The following is a 22610-nucleotide window of genomic DNA, read 5'->3' on the forward strand; positions in this document are numbered from 1 at the left end:
TGATGCAATTGATCAATGTGAGGTTCACATGTCCTGGCTGACGGCAGAGGAGGCGCTGGCGCAACTCGGCACCAAACCGCAGACGCTCTATGCGAATGTCAGCCGTGGCCGCATTCGCGCCAAGGCCGATCCCGCCGATCCGCGGCGCAGCCTCTATCACACCGCCGACGTCACCCGGCTGGCCGAACGCCATGCCGGACGCCGCAAGAGCGAGACGGTTGCGGCCGAGGCGATCCAGTGGGGCGATCCGGTCCTACCATCCGCCGTTTCGACGATCGTTGACGGCAGGCTTTACTACCGCGGCCGCGATGCGGTTTCACTGTCGGCCTCGGTAACGCTGGAAGCGGCAGCGGCCATACTTTGGGATGCGCCTGCCGTCGAGCTTGCGGGTGAGGTCATCGAAGGCGGCCCGCCTGTCATCCGCAACGCATTCCTGGCGCTTGCCGGCAGAGTGACGCGGGATCTTCCAAGCCTCGGGCGCTCGCGTTCGGTGCTGCGCAGGGAGGCGACCTCGGTTTTCAGCACTGTCAGCGCCGTCCTCGCGCCCGGCCGCGGCGATTTCGTCCATATCCGTCTTGCCAATGCCTGGGGCAGGCCGGAGACTGCCGACTGCCTGCGCCGGGCACTGGTGCTTCTTGCGGACCATGAGCTCAATGCATCGACATTTGCCTCCCGGGTCACGGCGTCTTCGGGGGCGTCTCTTTCGGCCGCGGTGCTTTCGGGCCTCTCGGCACTGACCGGCCCGCTGCACGGCGGCGCGTGGCAGGGCGTTTCCGCGCTCGCGGACATGGCAAGACACGCTGGCGCCGAAGAGGCGGTGCGCCGCGTTCTCTCTCAGGGAAATCCGCTTCCGGCTTTCGGTCATCCGCTGTATCCGGACGGTGACGTAAGGGCATCGGCGCTTCTTCAACATTTCGAAATGCCCCGCCTGTTCGAGGAGATCAGGAAGGCAGGCGAAGCGGCGACAGGTGAGAGGGCGAATGTCGATTTCGCCCTGACAGCGATGGCGGAGAGCTTTGCGCTGCCCGGCGAGGCGCCGATGGTGATCTTCGCCCTGGCGCGCACGTGCGGCTGGCTTGCCCATGCGATGGAGCAGGTCGAAGACGGCCATCTGATCCGCCCGCGGGCGCGCTATTGTGGCCCGGCATTGGTGGCCGGCGGCTAGCGCTTGCCAGCGGCGGCGCTTTTCTGCATACGGGATCAAGCTTTTGTTTTATGATGGCGAGCCGGAAAACAGGCCGATCGCCTGCGTAGAGACTGCGCATCTCAGGATTGGCCGAAAGTCATGTGGGGACGTATCATGGGCTTGGTTTCAACAATCCTTCGCGGATCGGCTGCTGCATGCATATTGCTCGCGCTGCCGGTCGCCGCAGCGGCGCAGACGAGCGGCTGCGCGCTGCAGAACGCCGATGGCGGACGCCGGATCCTGCGCTGCCCAGGCGGCGTGACAGTCACCGCTGAAGCTGGTGCCGGATTCAATCTTAACGACCGGAATGGCGACGGCAGTCCAGACAGCGCATCGCTGCGGCGCAAGGCGATCCTCGTCGATGTCGACAGCAGCCGTCATACGGGTGGCTTTCAAGTGGTGACACCACAGGCGATTGCGGCTGTCCGAGGCACGCAATGGGCTGTCGATGTCGGTGGCGGACAGACCTCGGTGCTGGTCGTCCGCGGCGCGGTTGCCGTGCGGCGCCCACAGGGCGATTCCGTCGTTCTTCGTCCGGGCGAGGGCGTCGATGTTCGCGCCGGCAGCAGCGCGCTCGAAGTTCGCCGCTGGCCGCAGGCGCGCGCCGCGGCACTGCTTGCCCGCCTCGGCCAGTAGGATCCCATGCCCCGTCAGAATGTTCTTGTGACCGCCGCGCTGCTTCTGTCCGCGATCTGGGGCGCGTTCCTCGGCTCGGCGCATCTTGGCGGCGGCGCGACTGTTCTCGATCGTCCCGAAGCGTCGCTGACCGATCTCAAGAGCACGCTGATCGGCAGGAGGACGCCGCCACCCGTCGTTACCATCGCGGCAATCGACGACCGGACGGCTGCGGCGCACGGCTATCCGCTCGACCGCGCAACGCTGGCCAAGGCCGTGACGGCTATTGCCGCCCTAAAGCCGAAAGTCATCGCGCTCGATCTGCTGTTCGTCGATCCCGGTAGCGATGCGGCCGATAGCGCGCTGGCTTCGGCGCTTCAGCTCGCTCCGTCGGTGATAGCGGGTGCTGCAGTCTTCCCGCAAAGCGTCCAGTTCGTCGGCAACGAAGCAAACGATCCGCTGGCGGCCATTCCCGTCGCAGAGAGCCTTTTGCTTCCGCAAGAACGGCTTGCCGATGTCGCGGCGACCGGCATCGTCAATGTCTCGACGGACCAGACCGGCGTACCGCGCTTCATCCCGCTGCTGTCGCGCGGCGAGGGGCGTATCGACCCGTCCTTTCCGCTGAAGGCAGCGTCTCTGGCGATCGGCCACGATCCGGCATTCCAGCCCGGCGCGATCGCCTTTACCGACACCCGAATCCCGACCGACACCGGACAACGCCTGCCGCTGACCTTCTACGGCCCCCGCGGCACCATTCCGACTGTCAGCATCGCCGATGCGCTCGATGGCAAGCTCACCGCGCAGGAGGTGGCCGACAAGGTCGTCGTCATCGGCTCCACGGTCACCGGCGGCGGCGATGTCTTTCCCACGCCCTTCGATCCCGTCCTGCCCGGCGTCGAAGTGATGTCGACGGCGATCACGCATCTGGTCGCCGGGGACAGCGTCATCCGCGACCACAACGTTCGAAGGTTCGATGCTACGCTTGCGGTGCTGCTGCCGCTTGCCGTCGTCGGTCTGCTTGCCTGGCGGCGCAGCGTCATCGGTTTCGTGATGATCGCGCTGCTGTTCGTCGCCTGGGCCGGCGTCAATGTCGCGGCATTCCGGCAGGGATACTGGCTGAGCGCGGCATTGCCGATTGCAGCCGCGTTGCCACCCGCGCTGATCTTCGGCGCCGCGCAGCTGTTTACCGACCGCCGCCGCGCCCGTCTTTTCGCCGCGCAGAGCGAATTGCTGCAGCGGATCGAAGCGCCGGGCCTCGGAGAATGGCTTGCCCGGGATCCTTCCTTCCTCTCCCATCCCGTGCGCCAGAATGCTGCCGTTGTCTTCATTGATCTCTCGGGCTTTACCGGCATGAGCGAAGCGGTCGGCGCTGTCGCCGTCCGTGAGATTCTCAGCGGCTTCTTCGAGCTTGTCGATGAAGAGGCGCGCGCCCACCAGGGTGCCATAACCAGCTTCATGGGTGATGGTGCGATGATCCTCTTCGGCCTGCCGGAGCCACAGCCGGACGACGCGGCGCGTGCAGCCGCCTGTGCACTGTCTCTGGCGGAGCGCACCCGCGCCTGGCTGGCGGCCAACCCGACGCTACCCACAGGCCACAAAGTCGGCTTCAAGATCGGCGCGCATTGCGGTCCCGTCGTCGCATCGCGTCTCGGCACCGGTAACCGCCAACAGATCACCGCGACGGGCGACACTGTCAACGTCGCCAGCCGGCTGATGGAAGTGGCGGCAGGGCGCGGCTCGGAGATCGCTTTCAGCGCAGCGCTGGTGCATGCGGCCTCTCAGGGCGGCACACCGCCTGCGGGTGGAATTCTCGAGGGACCATTCGAGACGCGCATTCGCGGGCGGGCCGGCGGTATCGAAGTCTGGTTGCGGCGGCAGCAGGCTGCGTGAAACTGGCGCTTTGACTTTTTGCCTGCAAAGGGATAGGAACGCGCCAACCGTTCGGCCGGGCAGATCCCGGCCAAGGCGCGCTTGCGCCTGAAAATTCCGAAAGACAGATCACATGACAGAGATTAACGGCGTCGTTCCGGCGATCGCCAAGGCGTTGTCGAAGCGCGGCTATACGGCGTTGACCCCGGTTCAGCAGGCAATGCTCGACCCGGCGCTTGCCTCGAAGGACGCCCTCGTATCGGCCCAGACCGGCTCCGGCAAGACCGTAGCCTTTGGCCTGGCGCTGGCACCGACGCTGCTTCAGGACGACGACCGCTTCGAGCCGGCAGCGGAACCGCTGGCCCTGGTCATCGCGCCGACTCGCGAACTCGCGCTGCAGGTCAAGCGCGAGCTCGAATGGCTGTACGAAATGACCGGCGCGCTGATCGTCAGCTGCGTCGGCGGCATGGATATCCGCAGCGAGCGCCGGGCGCTGGAGCGCGGCGCTCATATCGTCGTCGGCACGCCCGGCCGTCTCTGCGACCATATCCGCCGCCGGGCACTCGATATTTCGTCGCTGAAGGCCGTCGTGCTCGACGAGGCGGACGAGATGCTCGATCTCGGCTTCCGCGAAGACCTGGAATTCATCCTCGAATCGTCGCCTGACGACCGTCGCACACTGATGTTTTCGGCAACGGTGCCGGCGGCTATTGCCAAGCTCGCCAAGAGCTTCCAGCGTGATGCGGTTCGCATCTCGACGCAGTCGGAAGAAAAGCAGCATGTCGATATCGAATATCGCGCGTTGGCCGTTGCTCCCTCTGATCGCGAGAACGCCATCGTCAACGTGCTGCGCTATTACGATGCCAAGAATGCCATCGTTTTCTGCTCGACGCGTGCGGCCGTTAATCATCTGACGGCGCGGTTCAACAATCGCAATTTCTCTGTCGTGGCACTCTCCGGCGAACTGACGCAGAACGAACGAACGCATGCGCTGCAGGCGATGCGCGACGGACGTGCTCGCGTCTGCATCGCGACGGATGTTGCCGCCCGTGGCATCGACCTGCCGGGCCTCGATCTCGTCATCCATGCCGATCTGCCGACCAACTCCGAAACGCTGCTTCACCGCAGCGGCCGGACGGGCCGCGCCGGGCGCAAGGGCGTCAGCGCCATCATCGTGCCGCTGAATGCCCGCCGCAAGGCCGAGCGCATTCTGGACGGCGCCGGCGTTTCGCCGACCTGGGCCCGCCCACCGTCTGCCGAAGAGGTGATGCAGCGTGACGACGAGCGGCTGCTTGCCGATCCGATCCTCAGCGAAGCGCAGTCCGATGACGACCAGACGCTCGTCAATCAGCTGATCGCCAACTATGGCGCCGAGAAGCTGGCTGCCGCTTTCGTACGGCTCTACCGCTCCAATCAGTCTGCGCCTGAAGATATCACCGAGGTGTCGCTTGACGGCGGTGCACGCAAGCGCCGCGACAATGCCGATGGTCCGCGTGAGCCGAGCCAGAAGGGGCCGCGCGACGATTTCGGCGCCAGCGTCTGGTTCTCGCTTTCGGTCGGCCGCAAGCAGAATGCCGAACCGCGCTGGCTGATCCCGATGATCTGCCGCAACGGCAACCTGACGAAGCGCGAGATCGGCGCTATCAAGATGCAGCCGGAAGAAACCTTCGTGGAGATCGCCGCCGGCAATGCCGAGGCATTTCTCGCGGCACTCGGCCCGAACAAGACGATGGAACGCGGTATTCGCGTCAATCGCCTGAACGGCACACCCGATTTCAGCCGCCCGGCGAACGACCGGCCTGCGGGCAAGAAGGCCTACGAGGCACGCCGCGACGACGCCGTGCGCGACGACCGCCCGAAGGCGAAGTTCAAGAAGGACTTCTCCCCGGAGCAGGCGCCTGCCGGTGGCGAGCGCAGCGACAAGCCTTGGAGCAAGAAGCCCGGCAAGCCAAAATTCGAAGGCAAGCCGAGGGCCGAGGGCCAGAAGTTCGAAGGCAAGCCCAAGTTTGAGGGCAAGCCGAAGTTCGAAGGCCAGAAATTCGAGGGCAAGGGCGGCTTCGCTCCGAAGGGCAAGTTCAGCAAGAAGAAGCAGGGCTGAGGTTGGCGGCAACGCCATCCCGGCCGCTCGATAGCGGGCAGCAGCGATGACGATGATGGCCGGTGCGATGGTTCATGATGCGGAAGCGTTCATACGCCGCCATCTTGAGCTTCGCCCGGCACCATCAGTCCCGGAGATCGCTCTTTATGCCGCCCATCCGGCAAGCCGCCTCGGCCGCCTGCCGGGCGGCGGTGGCGAGCCGCCATACTGGGCCTATCATTGGGCCGGCGGCAGCGCGCTGGCCCGCCATATTCTCGACAATCCCGATATAGTCGGCGGCCGCACGGTGACCGATCTGGGCTGCGGCTCCGGCATCGTTGCGATAGCGGCAGCGAAAGGCGGCGCGTCTCGTGTGACCGCCATTGATACCGACCACTATGCGGTTGCCGCGACAGCGCTCAACGCGCAGGAAAACGGCGTCACGATCGATGTCCTCCAGGCTGACATTCTCGACGATCCATCACCTTCGGCCGATCTCATCCTTGCCGGCGATCTGTTCTACAATCGCAGCCTCGCGCGCAGGACGTTGCCTTTCCTGCAGCGCTGCAGAGCGGTGGGCATTTCGGTGCTGATCGGTGATCCCGGCCGCAAGACGCTGCCGCGCAGCAGGCTGACTGCGGTCGCTGAATACAGGGTTGCGGATTTCGGGGAAGGCGAGGCGAGCGGCGGTATCTACACCCTCGCGAAGTGAACGGCGCCCGTGGGCGCCGCTCGGCAAACTCACACGGCTTGCGTCAGGCCGCCGTCGACGCGCAGGTTCTGGCCGGTGATATAGGCAGCGCCGTCGGAGGCCAGGAAGGCGATGGTGGCGGCGATTTCCTCGCTCGTGCCGTAACGCTTCATCGGCACGCTGTCGCGGCGCTCTTCCGTCGCAGGCAGGCTGTCGATCCAGCCGGGCAGCACGTTGTTCATGCGGACGTTGTCACCGGCATAGGTCTCGGCGAAGATCTTCGTGAAGGAGGCGAGACCGGCGCGGAAGACTGCCGAGGTCGGGAACATCGCGCTCGGCTCGAAGGCCCAGGCGGTGGAGATGTTGATGATGGAGCCGGATTTCTGCTTCTGCATGTGCGGCGTGACGAGGCGCGCCGGGCGGATGACGTTCATCAGGTAGACGTCCATGCCGCGATGCCAATCTTCATCGGTAATCTCAAGGATCGGCGCGCGAGGTCCGTGGCCGGCGCTGTTGACGAGGACGTCGATGCGGCCCCATTCCGAGACGGCACGATCGACCAGCTTGCGGAGATCGTCGTTCGACTGGTTCGAGCCGGTGACGCCGAAACCGCCGAGTTCCCGGGCAAGCTCTTCGCCTTTTCCAGACGAGGACAGGATCGCCACCTTGTAGCCATCCTCAGCCAGGCGCTTTGCGGCTGCGGCACCCATGCCGCTACCGCCCGCCGTCACCAGTGCTACCTTATCAACCGACATGCATGCCTCCATTGCAGACGCGCACCGGACTGGCCGGCGCGCCGTTATATGACGGCAGCCGTGATATCATCCCGGTTCTGCAAAGGCGAGCGCTGCAACGGCTACATTGCGAGCCGGAAGCGCATATCCTCAGGTTCGCCGTTCCGCTCGAAGCGGACAACCAGCTCATCCAGTGCAACGCCGATATCGGCATCGGTCCAGCCCTGGCTTTTCAGACGCAGGAAGATCTCCTGCATGCGGAGCCGCAGGAACACGGCGAGATCGGGATCGGAATCTTTAATCGAACGCATGGCTCTACTCTGAAATCCTCGAAACACGGCTGCAGAAAGAAACGGGCTCGCCACGCGAAACAGGAGGCGAGCCCTTGCCCTCGCAGGTCCGCCGACTTGCATCAGGCACCCGCCAAGACGGCGGGTATAGAATTGAAGGTTTGGAGGCGGATCGGACGCCTCATCATCAAGTAACCATAAGACGGCATGCGTGTCGCGTGACGCGGCCGTGACACGACCTTTGCGCGAAAGCATCGCTTTTACCTGCATCCTACTGATCTGAAACGGGTCACTCTACGTAATCCCCGCCGAGAACGAGAGACATATTCATGCGGGTATTGATTATCGGATTGGGACTATTGGCAATCATTGCATGGGCAGCAGCCTTCTACATGACATCAGGCGCCTTCTGAAAACCCGCCTTGCCGGTCAGCGTGCTGCGCCCGTTGGGACGATCGACATTGCGGAAATCGCCATCGATGCGCCTTGCGGAAAAATGGATGATATGTCATTTATTGTGATATCATCGGATATCGGTTCATGCCTCCAGAACACGAAAAGATTGCCGCCACCTTCGGTGCGTTGGTGGCGCAGACGGCGCGATTGTGGCGCCGAGCTGCCGACCAGCGGCTGCAGCCCTTCGGTCTGACGGAAGCCACATGGCTGCCGCTGCTGCGGATCTCTCGCTCAGAGGTGCCTATGCATCAAAGAGCGCTCGCGGCATCACTTTCGCTCGATAATTCCTCGGTCGTCCGGCTCATCGACAATCTGGAAACGGCTGGCCTCGTCGAACGCCAGGAGGGTGAGGACCGGCGTTCGAAGGCGATCGTTCTGACCGAGGCTGGGCGGCATACAGTGATCGACGTCGAGCGCATCGCCCAGGGCGTCCGCGAAGAAGCGCTCGCCGGTCTCTCCAAGGCCGACATCGAGACGGCCTTCCGCGTGCTCGAGCATATTTCGAGCGTCTTTTCCCGCAACGGCGAGGAGCCGACACCGTGAATTCTCATCCTGGCCGCATGGCCGGCGCCGAACCGCTGACTGCCCGTAAGGCCGTTCCCGTCTGGCTTCTGGCGCTGGTTACCTTCAGCGGCACGCTTGCCATGCATATTTTCGTGCCTGCCTTGCCTGCAGCCGCCACGGATCTTGGGGCGAGCATCGGCGAGATGCAGATGACGGTCAGCCTCTATATTTTCGGACTTGCCGTCGGCCAGTTGATCTACGGACCGCTTTCCGACCGCTATGGACGGCGGCCCGTGCTGATGAGCGGGCTGGTGCTTTACACGCTGGCGGGGTTCGCCGCGCTGTTTGCACCCGGGGTCCACGCGTTGATCGTTGCGCGGCTGTTTCAGGCGCTTGGCGGATGTGCCGGACTGGTGATCGCCAGGGCCATCGTCCGGGACACCTCGACGGCTGACGACACGGCAAAACGGCTGGCGGTGATGAACCTGATGGTCACCGTCGGTCCTGGCCTGGCGCCGATCGCCGGCGGGGCGCTGGCCGCGACACTCGGCTGGCGGTCGATCTTCGTCGCTTTATGCGCGCTCGGCGTTCTCAACATGCTGATGACCTGGAAGATGGTGCCGGAAACCGGCAGGCGTAATGCGGAAGCATCGATGAAATCGCTGAGCCGCGATTATCTCGGTCTGCTTCGCTCGCCCGCCTTCGTCGGTTACGCCATTGGCGGCGGCTGCGCTACGACATCGATGTATGCCTTCACCGCTGCCGCACCATTCATCGTCATCAACGAATTGCACCGGCCGGCGACCGAGGTCGGCATCTGCCTCGCGCTGTTGATCTTCGGCTATTGGATCGGCAGCATGATCGCCACGCGGCTGATCGGCAGGATTGCCATGAAGCCGCTGATGCTCGTTTCCAATCTCGTCAGCATCGCGGCTGCGATCGCCTTCTTCGGGCTGGCAGCAACCGGCGAGCTCGGCCTGCTGCCGATGATGGCGGCGATCATGGTTTATACGATCGGGGCTGGGGTGGCGTCGCCGAATGCGCTGACGCTTGCCGTCAGCGTCAATCCGAAGGTCACAGGCTCAGCCTCGGGACTCTATGGAGCCACGCAGATGGCCGTCGGAGCCGTCTGTACGGCGCTGGCAGGCATTGGCGGCGATCCGGGCTTTGCCGCAGCGAGTGTCATTCTCGGCGCCAGCCTGTTGGCGCAGAGTTGCTTGTGGATCGGCGTGAAAGCCACCCGGATCAGGGCAGAAGCGCCGGCCGCAGCAGCATGACGGGGCAGGGCGCGCCTGCCTCAACGGCGGGCGCATTCGGCGGCCGGATGATCAGGCAATCGGCCTGCGCGAAGATCTTCATCATCGACGAATCCTGCTTGCCGAAAGGCCGCGCACGACGCGCACCATCCGGTGACATTTCAAAGCTGGCCCGAACATAATCCTGCCGGTGATCGTTGGCCGCGAGATCGACCGCGGCCTCGACGATCGCTTCGCGTTTGACCGGTGGCAGCGAGGCGAGCTTGCGCAGCAGTGGTTCGAGGAATAGCAGGGCGCAGACGAGGCTCGAGACCGGATTTCCGGGCAGACCGAGAACATGGATCCGGCCGAGACTTCCGACCATCAGCGGCTTGCCGGGACGCATGGCGATACGCCAGAAATCGAGCTGCATGCCTGCCGCTATCAGCGTTGCCTGCACGAGGTCGTGATCGCCGACCGATGCGCCGCCAAGCGTGACGATGACATCGGCGCCGGCGCCTTCGGCCCTGCGCACCGCTTCGGTGATGGCTGTGCTATCATCCGGCACGATGCCGAGATCGAGGACCTCGCCACCGGCATTGCGCACGAGCGCGGCTATGCCGAAGCCGCTTGACGCGACGATCTGCGATGGGCCGGGCATGCCGCCGGGTGCCAGCAGTTCATCGCCCGTTGCAAGGATCGCCACCAGCGGCTTGCGCAGAACCGGGATTTCGGCATGGTTCATGCCGGCCGCGACCGTCAGCCGTGTGAAATCCATGACATTGCCTGATGTGAGCACCGTTTCGCCGAGACGGAAATCCTGCCCGCGGGGGCGGATATGCTGGTTTTCGCGAACCGGAAACTTGGTGCGGATGCCGCCATCGATCTTTTCGGCGTCCTCCTGAAGCAAAACGCTGTCGGCATCGTCAGGTACAGGCGCACCGGTGAAGATGCGGACGGCTTCGCCATCACCAATCGCGCCGTCGAATGCATGCCCGGCCGACGAGGTGCCGACGACGCGAAGTTTGGCACCCGGCTCGGGCGCATCCGCTTGGCGAAGCGCATAGCCATCCATGGCGGAAGAGTTGAAGGGGGGCTGCGTCAGCCGTGCAGCAAGATCGCCCGCCAGCACGCGCCCATCGGCGGCGGCGAGCGGCACGGTCTGCGCATCGGCGATCGGCGAGGCGCTGCCGAGCAGGCGTGCCTGCGCATCCTCGACCGGCAGCAGGCTCATGATTGCGCCTCCGGGTGACGGAAATCGCCGGACTTGCCGCCCGACTTTTCCAACAGCCTGACACCGCCGATTTCCATTGCCTTGTCAGCGGCTTTCGCCATGTCGTAGATCGTCAGGCACGCGACCGACACGGCGGTCAGCGCCTCCATCTCGACGCCTGTCTTGCCGGTCAGCTTCGCGGTCGCCGTGACCCTGAGGCCCGGAAGCGCTGCATCTTCGGCGATCTCGATACTGACCTTGGTCAGCATCAGCGGATGGCAGAGCGGAATGAGGTTTGCCGTCTGCTTGGCCGCCATGATGCCTGCCAGCCGGGCCGTACCGATGACGTCGCCCTTCTTGGCATTGCCGTCGCGGATCAGCGCCAGAGTCTCCGGAGACATCCGGATATAGCCTTCGGCAGTGGCAATGCGCACGGTCTCGGCCTTGCCGCTGACATCGACCATATGCGCCTCACCGGCGGCATCGATGTGGGTAAGGCCGGGCTTGGCGCCGCTCATGTCATTCAGCCGCGATTGCCGCTTCGCCGAAGAGAAGCGCGCGGGTGGCCGCCGTAACGTCATCCTTGCGCATCAGGCTTTCGCCGACGAGGAAGGTATTGATGTTGAAGGCCTGAAGGCGCCTGCAATCAGCATTGGTGAAGATACCGCTCTCGCCGACCAGCAGCTTGTCTGAAGGCACCATCGCCGAAAGCTTCTCGCTGACGGTCAGGCTGACTTCGAATGTGCGCAGATTGCGGTTGTTGATGCCAAGAAGCGGGGACGAGAGCTTCAGCGCCCGCTCCGTTTCCTCTTCGTCGTGGACCTCGACCAGGACATCCATACCGAGCGCAAAGGCTTCGTCCTGCAGGCGCTCCGCATCGCTGTCCGTCAGCGAGGCCATGATCAGCAGGATGCAGTCGGCGCCCCAGGCGCGGGCTTCGTGAACCTGATAGGTCTCGAACATGAAATCCTTGCGCAGCGCCGGTAGCGCGCAGGCAGCACGCGCCGCTGTCAGGAATTCCGGTGCGCCCTGAAAGCTTGGCGTATCCGTCAGCACGGACAGGCAGGCAGCCCCACCGTCCTCATAGGCCTTTGCCAGGGCCGGCGGATCGAAATCCGGGCGGATGAGGCCCTTGGACGGGCTTGCCTTCTTGATCTCGGCGATCAGTCCGTAGAGCCCTGCATCGCGCTTGGCGACCAGCGCCTTGTGAAAGCCGCGCGGCGCCGATTGGCCTGCCTGCATTGCCTTGAGATCGGCGAGCGAGACCTTGGCCTTGGCGGCGGCGATTTCCTCGCGCTTGTAAGTCTCGATCTTCTTCAGGATATCGGTCATCGGTCGATCCTAGTCGATGTCGTTGGAAACGGCGATGAGTTTGTCGAGTGCTGCGGCGGTTGCGCCGCTATCGAGCGATTCCTTTGCCAGCGTCATGCCCTTGGCGATCGTCTCGGCCTTGCCGGCGACGACGAGCGAGGCGGCGGCATTGGCGAGCGCGATATCGCGGTAGGCATTCCTGGCACCGCCGAGGACGTGGCGGAGTGCCGCAGCATTGACGACGCCGTCGCCACCCTTCAGAGCCGAGAGCGTGCAGGGCGAGACACCGAAATCGGCAGGCGACAGCTCGAAGCTGCGGATCTTGCCATTCTCAAGCGCGGCCACAGTGGTTTTGCCGGTCGTGGTGATTTCATCGAGACCATCGCCATGGACGACCCAGACGCTTTCGGAGCCGAGATCGCGCATGACTTCGGCCAGCGGCAGTACCCATTGCTCGGCGAAGACGCCGAGCAGCTGGCGGCGGACGCCCGCGGGGTTGGTCAGCGGGCCGAGCAGATTGAAGATCGTGCGCGTGCCGAGTTCGACGCGCGATGGCCCGACGTGACGCATGGCCGAATGATGCTGCTGCGCAAACATGAAGCCGACGCCAGCTTCAGCGATGCAGCGCGAAATCACTTCCGGCGAAATCTCCAGCTTGACGCCGAGAGCGGCAAGGCTGTCGGAGGAGCCGGATTTCGAGCTCAGCGCGCGATTACCGTGCTTGGCAACCGGCACACCAGCGCCGGCGACGATCAGCGCCGCCAGTGTCGAGATATTGTAGGTGCCGCCGCCATCGCCGCCGGTACCGACGATATCGATGGCATCGGCAGGCGCTTCGACGCGCAGCATCTTCGAACGCATCGTCGTGGCGGCGCCGACAATCTCATCGACCGTCTCGCCGCGCACGCGCAACGCCATCAGGAAGCCGCCGATCTGCGAGGGCGTCGCCTGGCCCGACATCAGGATGTCGAACGCTTGGCGAGACTCGTCCCGTGTCAGGGGCTCACGGCTTGCGGCCTTAGCCAGAAGCGGCTTCAGATCGGTCATGCGCTAAAGCTCCTCCTAGCGAACGGTTGCCTGATCGGCGAGCGTCTGGTTGATCGAGGCGCTGTACTGCGTCTGCAGCAGGGTGACCATCTGGTCGAGGATGTCATCGCCGGCCGCATTGGCGACTGCTGCGATCTGCGCATCCTGGTTGTTCAGCGCATCGGTCGTCGGATCGGTGTTGACGTTGGTTACTTTCAGCAGGATCTGCGTGGTCGCGTCGGCGCCGACGGCATTGGCAACGGTGTCGGCCGGACCGCTGAAGGCAGCGCTGACGCCGCCGCGGCCGAGAACGGCATCGTCGGTGGTGCGGCTCACGCCGCTCTTGCTTTCGACGGCAATGCCGAGCGGTGCCGCGATATCGGCAAGCGACTTGCCCTTCTGCGCTTCCTGCTTCAGCTCGTCGGCCTTCTTGGCAAGTTCCAGCTTCTGCTGTTCCGCTGTCCAGTCGGCAACCGCCTTGTCGCGAATTTCGGCAAGCGGGCGCTCGCGCTCCGGCGTGACTTCGCGGACGTCGAACCAGACGTAACCGTCATTGCCGAGCGCAAGTGCGACCGGCTGGGTACCGGGCTCGGTCTTGAACGCTTCGCCGAGCAGCTGCTGTTTCGACGGGATGTCCTTGACCTCGTTGCCGTCCTTGTCTGCACCGGTGGCGTCGATCGCATCGACGACAACGGCCTTGAGCTTCAGCTCCTTGGCGATGTCTTCGAGCGACTGACCGGCGCTGCGCATGTCTTCGATATGATCGTGGACGTTGATGACTTCCTGCGAAGCGTTGACCAGCGCCAGCTGCTTGCGGATGTCTTCCTTGACCTCATCGAGCGTCTTGACGGTTTCAGGCTTGATATTGGTGATGCGCAGGATCACCGGACCGAAGGCACCATCGACGACCGGCGTCGTGCCGCCATTCTTGGTGACGGCGAAGGCGGCCTCGGCAACCGACTGATCGGGAACCTTGTCCTTGGTGAAATCGCCGAGAAGCACGTCGGTCGCGGTCTTGCCCTGGTCGGTGACAAGCTGATCGAAGGTTGTGCCGCTCTTCAGCGCCGTCTGTGCGGCGGCGGCGAGGTCCTTGTTGGCGAAGGTCAGCTGTTCGACGGTACGCGTCTCGGGCGTGCGGAAGGTTTCCTTGCGCTTGTCAAAATCTTCGCGGATCTGATCGTCGGTCACCGTCGCGACATCGGCGATATCAGCCGATTCGAGCTTAAGGTAGGCGACCCTGCGGTATTCAGGCGCGCGGTAGCGGGCCTTCACGCCATCGAACCACTTCGACAGCACGTCGTCAGCCGGCGCCTTGATCGGTTCGATATTGGCGTTGGTGAGAAGCAGGTAATCGATGTCGCGGCTTTCCTGACGGTAAAGCTTGAGCGCGTCGACAAGGGCGGCCGGCGCCTTGAAGCCGTTGGAAACGGCATCGACGATCTGGCTGCGGACGGCGACCTTGCTGCGCTCGTTGATATAGTCGGCCTCAGGGATGCCGGCGTTGCGCAGGCGCGAGGTGAAGAGGCTGCGGTCGAACTTGCCGCTGACATCCTTGAAAGCCGGATCGTCGCCGATCAGTTGGGCAAGGCGGTCTTCGGAGAGGCCGAGATTCATGTCGGCGGCCAGCTGATCGAGCGAAGCGCCGGCAACCAGCTGCGCAATCGTCTGCTGCTCAACGCCGAAGGCCTTGGCCTGCTCCGGGGTCAGGCGCATGCCGAATTGCTGGCTGAGGCTGGCAACCTGTCGTTGATAGGCCAGCCGGAACTCGTTGACGTCCACTTTCTGATCGCCGACAGTCACGACTGTCGTGCTCGAACCGCCGCCGATCAGCTCGCGGGAAATACCCCAGATGCCGAAAGACGCGACCAGGAGAAGCATGAGGAGCTTGGCTACCCAGGTCTGGGCGGCTCTTCTCAGGATATGGAACATCGAAACGCAAACCTCGCATTAGATTCCGCCCATTCACGGGCAAAGCTTTCGACGTTCCTTAGAGCAAAGTAAGGCGAAAATGAAGCGCTATCCGACGAAAACATGACAGCATCCGGAATGGATTTGCGGTGCTTGCGGCAGGCAACAAAAGCACACCGGTACCGGAACCTTTCCGGCCCTCAGTTCGTTGTTGCGGCATCCGGAAAAATAGGAGCAGACAATGGCCGAACTGAAAACCGCCTCCGCCCAATCGACAGCCGCGCGCGTCAAGGCGGATATCGCCGCCGATGATCTTTCTGCGCAGGTCGCAGCCTTGCGCGAGGATCTGGCCCGTCTTTCGGAAAGTGTCGTCGCCTTGGGGCAGGGCGCCAAGAGCGCCGTGACCGACGAAGCGTCGGTGATGACGGAAAAGGTGCGCGACAAGGTGCGCGAGGAACCGATTTTCGCTCTCGCCGTCACGGCCGGCATTGCCTATGTGTTCGGACTGATGAGCCGCCGTTAACGATTGCGAGACAACAAAAAAGCCGGGAGCAAAACTCCCGGCTTTTTTGCGTTCAAATTCCGTGCGCTCAGCGCCGGACCATCCGGCCGATCGCGATCAGCAGGCAGGCACCAACGAAACCGGTGATGAGATAGCCGAGCCAGCCAGCCAGCGGCTGGATATGCAACAGGCCGAGGATGAAATTGGCAACGATGGCGCCGATGATGCCCAGAATGATGTTCATGAACACGCCCATGTTGCTGTTCATGAATTTCTCGGCGAGCCATCCGGCAAGGCCGCCAATAATGATTGCCGCAATCCAGCCGACACTCTGATCTTCCATAATGATTTCCCTCCTAAGAAAACAACGAAATGAACGCGGAAACTGCAGAAAGGTTCCGTCCCGGTCAGGGTTGCAACAGCGTGACCGGCATATGCAATGCATGCGTGACCAGCTGGAACAGAAGGCCAGACAGCGCCAGGATCGCAAAGCCCAGCGGCATGATCAAACTCTTACTCGACATTTTTACTCACTCCCTTTGCCGATTGAGAATAGATCATCGGCAAAGGGCGGCAAGTTAAATATTAACGGATAGTTAAGCATAAAATTTGAATGAATCGGCGACGATGAAACCGTTTTTTACTTCGCCACGTAAAATATTCCAGGTTGCAAAATTAACGTGCCGTTAATGCATATTAGTGATCATCGATCTATAGCAACCTGGAGGAGACTCAGATGCGTCATTCACATCTCATGGAACATCTCGAAGCCGCTCGAAAGATTGCGGAAGCAGACAATGAAATGTTCGTCGCCTACTTGATAAAAATCGCGAAAGAGGCGGCGCGCAAGCAAGACAAGATGCCGCGCGACAAGCAGGCGATTGCCGCTTGAGACGGTTGCGGCCTTAGACGAAAGTGTCCGGTAATATGACGACGGAACCAAGATTGCCGGGCAAGAAAAGCCTTCCGCTAGCATTTTGAAGAGGCCTCCCGGATCGAAAGGACCAAAATCTCTTTCGATCCGGCAACTTTTGCGGGTTCTCCAGGGCGGCGAAAGTCAAGCGTTATCCAACCGTTCGGGACCGCCTTATCCAATAGCGCAGAGCGATTACTGACCGCAGGCGGCAGATTTGCCAGGACTGACGACGTTTCCACCGGGATCGTGCGCAGCCTTTCGCGCAGATCTCCGTTCGCTACGGCAGTCGTTCACGTCGGTGCTGGAGTTCGAATCCCCGCTATTGATGGTGCTGTTCGTTGCGCTTGGATCAATCGTTCCGGGCTGCGCTTTGTCAGTGTATCCGACGCGGCTACGATCATTAGTGCCGCTCACGCGTGAACCTGGGACCGTCCCGATCGACGAACCGGAGGCGCTCGCGCCGTCGGCAGACACGTTACCGGACTGGGCGAGGGCAACCGTCGCAAGACCCAGCGAGAGAACGACAGTGGCTGTAACTTTCTTCAGCATGGACTTCTTCCCTATGCATCATCAGATGCTCTCCGAACAGCTGACGACCCAAGATGTTCCGCACGCCTGATGGGACAGGTGGGCGCGCTTCCCGCAGCACAGATTTTTATGTCCGGCCCTTGCATTGCAACGCGGCTTTGCGTCATAAGGCGCTCGAAGGAAGAGTGTCCGAGTGGTTTAAGGAACCGGTCTTGAAAACCGGCGTGCGGGAAACCGTACCGTGGGTTCGAATCCCACCTCTTCCGCCATATGTATCGCCACGCGAAACACCCCTAATTTAACCCTTCATAAACCATAACCATTAAAATTACCGCTACCGCCGCGATATTGTTCGCAAATTCGGCACATTGGCCACACAATTAAAGTCTCGTTAGGTGCAGGGGCGTAGGCAGGGTTGGTCCGATTTAGGGCACTTGCTTAACCATAACGATCTTTGGCGGCGTGGGACATATGAAGTTGGAATACGGGGCGGCGTCTTTCGCAACGGGTGCGCGGTGGCTGGCGCTAGCAGCGATGTGCGCCGCGGTGACGGCATGCGGAACAACGTCTCAGGCGCCGAAGAAGCGCGCCCACGGCAAGGAATATTTCTCCGAGAAGGAATATGGCGTCAAAGCCAGCCCGCGCGTCGTCGAGGGCGGTCCGATCCCGAAGGGGGGCGGGCGCTATCTCGTCGGCAATCCCTACCAGGTCAAAGGCAAGTGGTATTATCCCAAGGAAGACTTTTCCTATAGCAAGACGGGCGTGGCCTCCTGGTACGGTTCGGCCTTTCACGGCCGCCTGACCGCCAATGGCGAGGTCTACGACCAGCTGTCGATTTCTGCCGCGCATCCGACCTTTCCGCTGCCGAGCTATGCACGCGTCACCAATATCGAGAACGGCTCGTCGATCGTCGTGCGCGTCAACGACCGCGGACCGTATCACGAGGGCCGGATCATCGACCTTTCAAACAAGACGGCCGATCTCCTCGACATGAAGCATAGCGGCACCGGTCGCGTTCGCGTTCAGTATGTTGGCAAGGCGCGCATGGACGGCCACGACATGCCTTATCTGATGGCGTCCTACGTGCCAAAGGGCAGCCGTATTCCGGCCGTCGATCCGGGCGGGCAGATTGCCAGTGGCGTGATGGTCGCCTCCAATGACCGCCGCATTACCAGCGATCAGCTGCAGAGCCTGGGAACGCTGACGGCGCCGCAGGCGTCACGCGTGCCTGTGCCGATGTCCGCCACGGCCTATGGCGGCGCAACGCCGAGCGCTCGCTACAATGTGGCACCCCCACCGGCGCCATCGGCTTTCGGGACGCTCAGCGCGCCGCAGGGTATGGGCGAAATGATCGTACTGCCGGAAATCGGCCCTGTTCCTTACGAGCGTCCTTATGGCTGGGGGCAGGGGTCTCTGGCGATGGGCTATCAGGAAGACGGCGTTCGGACCGTGACAGTGCCGATCGCGTTCGATGCGGTGATGGTTCGCAACGACGGCCTGACCGAGGAATCGATCCTTGCGTCTTTCAAACGCCAGCAGGCAAAGCAGCCGGCGCGCTAAGACGCCGATTGCGGCAGGCCGCCGCTATCACTAACCTCCAGAATCGATTTCGCGCCAGGGGTTTGCAATGCTGAAGCGTTTCATCGGTTTTTGCGCGGTCATGCTGTCGGCCGCTTCATCTGCTGCTGCCGCCGAGCCTGCACCCGCGGGATTCGTTACCAAGGCGGCGCAGGCCTATATGATCGAGGCGTCGACGGGCACGGTCCTGCTTGCCAAGAACGAGGATCAGGCGTTTTCGCCGGCATCGCTCGCCAAGCTGATGACGATGGATATCGTCTTTGCGTCGCTGAAGGGCGGCGAGATCACCCTCGACACCGACTATCCGGTCTCCGAATATGCCTGGCGCACCGGCGGTGCGCCGTCCCGTTCGGCGACGATGTTTGCCGCCCTCAAGAGCCGGGTGCGTGTCGAGGACCTAGTCAAGGGCGTGGCGATCCAGGGCGCCAATGACGGCTGCATCATTCTGGCCGAGGGCATGAGCGGCACCGAGGAGAATTTCGCCTCGGCGATGACGCGCCGGGCGCAGACGCTCGGGATGACGAAGAGCATCTTCGGAAACTCGACCGGTCTGCCGGATGGCAAGAGCAAGACGACGGCGCGGGACATGGTGACGCTGGCTGCCGATCTGCAGCAGACCTATCCGGCCTATTATCCCTATTTCGCCCAGGCCGACTTCGAATGGAACAAGATCTTCCAGCGCAATCGCAACCCGTTGCTCGGACTGGGGCTCGGCGCCGACGGATTGGCGACGGGGTTCGCCGAGGGCGAAGGCTTCTCGATCGTCGCCTCGGTCGAGCGTGACGGCAAACGGCTGTTCCTGGCGCTCGGCGGCATTGCCTCCGACAAGGAGCGGACCGATGAGGCCAAGCGTATTCTCGAATGGGGTCTGACCAGCTTCGAGACGCGGCAGATCTTCGCCGAAAAGGAAGTCGTCGGTTCGGCGAGCGTCTATGGCGGACAATCGGGTCATGTCGATCTCGTGGCTAGGACGCCTGTCAGCGTCTATATTCCGGTCAGCAATCCGGACCGGCTGGCGGCCAGGATCATCTATCGCTGGCCGCTGACGGCGCCGGTCGCAGCTGACGCCGAAGCCGGGACGCTGGTGATTTCTGCCGGCGGCCGGGTGTTGCGCGAGGTGCCGCTCTATACGGTTCAGACTATCGCCGTGGGATCGCTGACCAGCCGGGCTGTCGATGCGCTGGTCGAACTCGGCGAATCGATGTTCTTCTCCTGGCTCTGGGACAAAGCCGAGCCCACCTGAAGGCCGCATTCTGCCGTGAAATTACCGGGGAAGGCGGAGCCGGTGGGAAACAGCGAGGTTTCGCCCGGGCGCATCTTCGGATAGATAGATCGAGGCGCTGCCGACGTTTTGTCGGCGGCATGTCAGGAATACGGGAAAGTGCTGTTGTCGTCCGGTACGGGATTGTTCGTTACATTCGAAGGCGGTGAGGGTGCCGGCAAGTCGACGCAGATCCGCCGCCTTGCGGAAGCGTTGCGCAGCCGCGGCCATGAAGTGCTGCTGACGCGCGAGCCGGGCGGTTCTCCGGGTGCCGAGGCGGTGCGTTACGTGCTGCTATCGGGTGCCGCCGAAGCCTTCGGAACGCGGATGGAGGCGATCCTTTTTGCCGCGGCGCGCAACGATCACGTCGAGGAAGTCATCCGCCCGGCGCTGCTCGACGGCAAGATCGTGCTTTGCGACCGCTTCATGGATTCGTCGCGCGTCTATCAGGGCGTCACCGGCAATCTCGAACCCGATTTCATCGAGACGCTGCAGCGCATCGCCGTCAATGGCGTGGTGCCTGACTGCACGGTCATTCTTGACATTCCTGCAACCGCTGGACTTGCGCGCGTCAAGTCGCGCAATGCCGACGGACCTGACCGTTTCGAGAAGGAAGAGCTGGAGACGCACGAGAAGCGCCGCGAGGCCTATCTCGATATCGCAGCCCGCGAGCCGCAACGTTGCCGCGTCGTCAATGCAATGCAGGACGAGGCCGACATCGCCGCCGAGATCCTTGCGATCATCACGAAGCTGATGAGTGGCATTGCGGCCGAAAAGACGCCGGTAGCCGTTCATGAGTGAGGAGCGGCCCGGCCTGCTGGATGGAGCGATCTGGCCGGCGGAAAATCCCAAGCTCTTCGGACATGAGGACGCGGAAGCGTTTCTCTCTCAGTCCTATAGGTCCGGCAAAGGCCATCACGCCATCCTGATCGAAGGCCCTGAAGGCATCGGCAAGGCGACGCTCGCCTTCCGCTTCGCCAATTATGTGCTTTCCAATCCCGATCCGGCGCTGGCGCCGGAGATCGTTCCCGATCCCGATCCTGCGTCGCCGGTCAGCCGCCAGATTTCGGCAGGCGCTTCGCACAATCTTCTGCATCTTGCACGGCCGGTGGATGAAAAGACCGGCAAGGTGAAATCGGCGATCACTGTCGATGAAGTGCGCCGCGCCGGGAAATTCTTCTCGCAGACATCGGGAACCGGCAACTGGCGCATCGTCATCATCGATCCGGCCGATGACATGAACCGCAATGCGGCAAACGCCATCCTGAAGATCCTCGAGGAGCCGCCGAAGCGGGCACTTTTCCTCGTTCTGTCGCATGCGCCGGGCAAGCTGTTGCCGACCATCCGTTCGCGCTGCCTGCCGCTGAGGCTCGCGCCGCTTGGCGACGATGCGCTGGCTCTGGCACTTGCCAATCTCGGCGCCGCGGTCGACGACCGGGCATTGCTGACGGCGGCGAAGGGCAGCGTTGGAGAGGCGCTGCAGCTGATGAATTACGGTGGCGGCGAGATCATCTCCGCCTATCAGGATGTGCTATCGGCTCAGGGACCGGCGGCGCGGCGCGCCATGCACCGGCTGGCCGATGCGCTGTCAGGCAAGGAAAGCGACACGATCTTCGAATTCTTCGCGAGCCATGTCGGCGACGACCTGATGAACCGGGCGCGCCAGGCGGCGAGGGCAGGCGATCTCGGTGCTGCCGAACGGCTTGCGAGGCTGCAATCCGATGTCAACGAGCGGCTCACCGTCTCGGGCGCCTACAACCTCGACCGCAAGCAGACGATCCTCGGTATCCTGTCCGATATCAAGCAGCCCGGCCCTTAATCAGCCTGCCAGCAGTTTCCAGGCGACGACGGCAAGTGTCAGCGCCAGGACGATGCGGATCGTCCGCTCGTGCAGTTTCGGTGCCAGCAGGCTTCCGGCGACGATGCCGGGTATCGATCCGACAAGCAGTGTCAGAAGCATCAGCCAGTCGATTTCGCCGATGAACCAGTAGCCCATGCCGCCGATCAGCGTCAGCGGTACGGCGTGAACAATGTCGGATCCGACGATCTCGCGAACGTCGAGATTCGGGTAAAGGATCAGCAGGATGGTGACGCCGAGTGCGCCCGCGCCGACCGACGTCAGCGTGACCAGGACACCGAGCGCCAGACCGAGGATGACGGTGAAAATGGCGATCGTCGTGGGCTTTGGCGGCGTCCGCTCGCCGATGGCGCCGCGAGCAAAGGACAGAACCTGGGTACGGAAGATCAGCATGAAGGCCGTGATGACAAGCAGCCAGCCGAGCGCGATGGTGATCGTATGTGCCACCTCGACGCTCTTGCGATCAACGCCGGCCATCAGCCAGAGCATGAGGAGGGCGGCCGGCACGCTTCCGGCGGCGAGTGAGCCAACGATGCGCCAGTTCACCCTGCCATGCATGCCGTGAACGGCGGTGCCTGCCGACTTGGTAATCGCCGCATAGAGCAGATCAGTGCCGACGGCTGTCGCCGGATGAACGCCGAACAACAGCACGAGGATCGGCGTCATCAGCGAGCCACCGCCGACGCCGGTGATACCGACCAGCATGCCGACGAGAAAGCCGGAAAGCGAATAGAGAGGCTGGAACGTTTGCGGCAGGCTCACGGGGCAGACCTTGAGGCGCCTGCGCTGATCGGCTCATATTTGACGGTCATTATGCCTCGCCCGGAATTGTCGCCAAGGCGTAGAATGCCT

The 22610-nt window shown here is 62.9% G+C and carries 22 protein-coding genes and 1 tRNA gene; 14 read left to right on the top strand and 9 right to left on the bottom strand.

Features of this window, described 5'->3' with window-relative positions; all coding sequences use genetic code 11:
• Positions 1 to 28: 28 nt before the first annotated feature.
• The 5 genes from AB4Z25_RS04170 to AB4Z25_RS04190 all read left to right on the top strand — a co-directional run bounded on the left by AB4Z25_RS04170 (position 29) and on the right by AB4Z25_RS04190 (position 6459).
• Positions 29 to 1165 carry a citrate synthase gene (locus tag AB4Z25_RS04170; protein ID WP_112539165.1) on the top strand — a complete coding sequence of 379 codons (1137 nt, stop codon included), beginning with the start codon at positions 29 to 31 and terminating at the stop codon, positions 1163 to 1165.
• Positions 1166 to 1300: 135 nt separating this feature from the next.
• Positions 1301 to 1822, top strand: coding sequence for a FecR domain-containing protein (locus AB4Z25_RS04175; protein WP_112539164.1), 522 nt, complete (start codon positions 1301 to 1303; stop codon positions 1820 to 1822).
• Between the two features lie 6 nt (positions 1823 to 1828).
• Complete coding sequence (locus AB4Z25_RS04180) at positions 1829 to 3691, top strand: adenylate/guanylate cyclase domain-containing protein (RefSeq protein ID WP_112539163.1); 1863 nt, start codon at positions 1829 to 1831, stop codon at positions 3689 to 3691.
• A 112-nt stretch (positions 3692 to 3803) separates the two neighbouring features.
• On the top strand, positions 3804 to 5768 hold the full coding sequence (locus AB4Z25_RS04185; RefSeq protein ID WP_112518501.1) for a DEAD/DEAH box helicase: 1965 nt from the start codon (positions 3804 to 3806) through the stop codon (positions 5766 to 5768).
• A gap of 46 nt (positions 5769 to 5814) precedes the next feature.
• The gene (locus AB4Z25_RS04190; protein WP_442207869.1) at positions 5815 to 6459 is read left to right on the top strand and encodes a class I SAM-dependent methyltransferase; all 645 of its coding nucleotides are present in this window, start codon (positions 5815 to 5817) and stop codon (positions 6457 to 6459) included.
• A 29-nt stretch (positions 6460 to 6488) separates the two neighbouring features.
• On the opposite strand, the gene AB4Z25_RS04195 is transcribed toward AB4Z25_RS04190, so the two are convergent.
• The gene (locus AB4Z25_RS04195; protein WP_112539162.1) at positions 6489 to 7193 is read right to left on the bottom strand and encodes an SDR family oxidoreductase; all 705 of its coding nucleotides are present in this window, start codon (positions 7191 to 7193) and stop codon (positions 6489 to 6491) included.
• A gap of 101 nt (positions 7194 to 7294) precedes the next feature.
• Positions 7295 to 7483 (bottom strand): hypothetical protein, encoded by a 189-nt coding sequence (locus AB4Z25_RS04200; RefSeq protein ID WP_112387367.1) that lies wholly within the window; start codon positions 7481 to 7483, stop codon positions 7295 to 7297.
• A 519-nt stretch (positions 7484 to 8002) separates the two neighbouring features.
• Between AB4Z25_RS04200 and AB4Z25_RS04205 the strand changes: the two genes are divergently transcribed.
• Positions 8003 to 8461: a MarR family transcriptional regulator gene (locus AB4Z25_RS04205; RefSeq protein ID WP_112539161.1), complete on the top strand. Its 459-nt coding sequence runs from the start codon at positions 8003 to 8005 to the stop codon at positions 8459 to 8461.
• A complete protein-coding gene (locus AB4Z25_RS04210; protein ID WP_442207870.1) occupies positions 8458 to 9699 on the top strand; it encodes a multidrug effflux MFS transporter in 1242 nt (413 codons plus the stop codon). Before AB4Z25_RS04205 ends, AB4Z25_RS04210 begins: the two co-directional genes overlap by 4 nt.
• On the opposite strand, the gene AB4Z25_RS04215 is transcribed toward AB4Z25_RS04210, so the two are convergent.
• The 5 genes from AB4Z25_RS04215 to AB4Z25_RS04235 are packed head-to-tail and all read right to left on the bottom strand — an operon-like array spanning position 9668 to position 15136.
• Positions 9668 to 10891: a molybdopterin molybdotransferase MoeA gene (locus AB4Z25_RS04215; protein ID WP_112539159.1), complete on the bottom strand. Its 1224-nt coding sequence runs from the start codon at positions 10889 to 10891 to the stop codon at positions 9668 to 9670. The genes AB4Z25_RS04210 and AB4Z25_RS04215 overlap by 32 nt on opposite strands.
• Positions 10888 to 11388, bottom strand: coding sequence for a cyclic pyranopterin monophosphate synthase MoaC (gene moaC, locus AB4Z25_RS04220; RefSeq protein WP_112539158.1), 501 nt, complete (start codon positions 11386 to 11388; stop codon positions 10888 to 10890). Before moaC ends, AB4Z25_RS04215 begins: the two co-directional genes overlap by 4 nt.
• 1 nt (position 11389) lies before the next feature.
• Positions 11390 to 12202 (bottom strand): indole-3-glycerol phosphate synthase TrpC, encoded by an 813-nt coding sequence (gene trpC / locus AB4Z25_RS04225; protein ID WP_112387372.1) that lies wholly within the window; start codon positions 12200 to 12202, stop codon positions 11390 to 11392.
• A 9-nt stretch (positions 12203 to 12211) separates the two neighbouring features.
• Complete coding sequence (gene trpD, locus AB4Z25_RS04230) at positions 12212 to 13228, bottom strand: anthranilate phosphoribosyltransferase (protein WP_112539157.1); 1017 nt, start codon at positions 13226 to 13228, stop codon at positions 12212 to 12214.
• Positions 13229 to 13243: 15 nt separating this feature from the next.
• The gene (locus AB4Z25_RS04235) at positions 13244 to 15136 is read right to left on the bottom strand and encodes a peptidylprolyl isomerase (RefSeq protein ID WP_112539156.1); all 1893 of its coding nucleotides are present in this window, start codon (positions 15134 to 15136) and stop codon (positions 13244 to 13246) included.
• Between the two features lie 220 nt (positions 15137 to 15356).
• On the opposite strand from AB4Z25_RS04235, the gene AB4Z25_RS04240 reads away from it, so the two are divergent.
• Positions 15357 to 15638: a hypothetical protein gene (locus AB4Z25_RS04240; protein ID WP_112443920.1), complete on the top strand. Its 282-nt coding sequence runs from the start codon at positions 15357 to 15359 to the stop codon at positions 15636 to 15638.
• 67 nt (positions 15639 to 15705) lie between these two features.
• On the opposite strand, the gene AB4Z25_RS04245 is transcribed toward AB4Z25_RS04240, so the two are convergent.
• Positions 15706 to 15960 carry a GlsB/YeaQ/YmgE family stress response membrane protein gene (locus AB4Z25_RS04245; protein ID WP_112387376.1) on the bottom strand — a complete coding sequence of 85 codons (255 nt, stop codon included), beginning with the start codon at positions 15958 to 15960 and terminating at the stop codon, positions 15706 to 15708.
• A gap of 411 nt (positions 15961 to 16371) precedes the next feature.
• On the opposite strand from AB4Z25_RS04245, the gene AB4Z25_RS04250 reads away from it, so the two are divergent.
• The 6 genes from AB4Z25_RS04250 to AB4Z25_RS04275 all read left to right on the top strand — a co-directional run bounded on the left by AB4Z25_RS04250 (position 16372) and on the right by AB4Z25_RS04275 (position 21719).
• The gene (locus AB4Z25_RS04250) at positions 16372 to 16509 is read left to right on the top strand and encodes a hypothetical protein (RefSeq protein WP_162698783.1); all 138 of its coding nucleotides are present in this window, start codon (positions 16372 to 16374) and stop codon (positions 16507 to 16509) included.
• A gap of 731 nt (positions 16510 to 17240) precedes the next feature.
• Positions 17241 to 17330, top strand: a tRNA-Ser gene (locus AB4Z25_RS04255).
• A 202-nt stretch (positions 17331 to 17532) separates the two neighbouring features.
• The gene (locus AB4Z25_RS04260; RefSeq protein ID WP_112539155.1) at positions 17533 to 18621 is read left to right on the top strand and encodes a septal ring lytic transglycosylase RlpA family protein; all 1089 of its coding nucleotides are present in this window, start codon (positions 17533 to 17535) and stop codon (positions 18619 to 18621) included.
• Positions 18622 to 18688: 67 nt separating this feature from the next.
• Positions 18689 to 19882 carry a D-alanyl-D-alanine carboxypeptidase family protein gene (locus AB4Z25_RS04265; RefSeq protein ID WP_112539154.1) on the top strand — a complete coding sequence of 398 codons (1194 nt, stop codon included), beginning with the start codon at positions 18689 to 18691 and terminating at the stop codon, positions 19880 to 19882.
• 144 nt (positions 19883 to 20026) lie between these two features.
• On the top strand, positions 20027 to 20701 hold the full coding sequence (gene tmk / locus AB4Z25_RS04270; protein ID WP_112539153.1) for a dTMP kinase: 675 nt from the start codon (positions 20027 to 20029) through the stop codon (positions 20699 to 20701).
• Positions 20694 to 21719: a DNA polymerase III subunit delta' gene (locus AB4Z25_RS04275; protein WP_112539152.1), complete on the top strand. Its 1026-nt coding sequence runs from the start codon at positions 20694 to 20696 to the stop codon at positions 21717 to 21719. The genes tmk and AB4Z25_RS04275 overlap by 8 nt, the downstream gene beginning before the upstream one ends.
• On the opposite strand, the gene AB4Z25_RS04280 is transcribed toward AB4Z25_RS04275, so the two are convergent.
• The gene (locus AB4Z25_RS04280) at positions 21720 to 22514 is read right to left on the bottom strand and encodes a sulfite exporter TauE/SafE family protein (protein WP_442207901.1); all 795 of its coding nucleotides are present in this window, start codon (positions 22512 to 22514) and stop codon (positions 21720 to 21722) included.
• Between the last annotated feature and the right edge of the window lie 96 nt (positions 22515 to 22610).

The organism is Rhizobium sp. RAF36, assembly GCF_052114105.1.
In the GTDB taxonomy this organism is placed as follows: Bacteria; Pseudomonadota; Alphaproteobacteria; order Rhizobiales; family Rhizobiaceae; genus Rhizobium.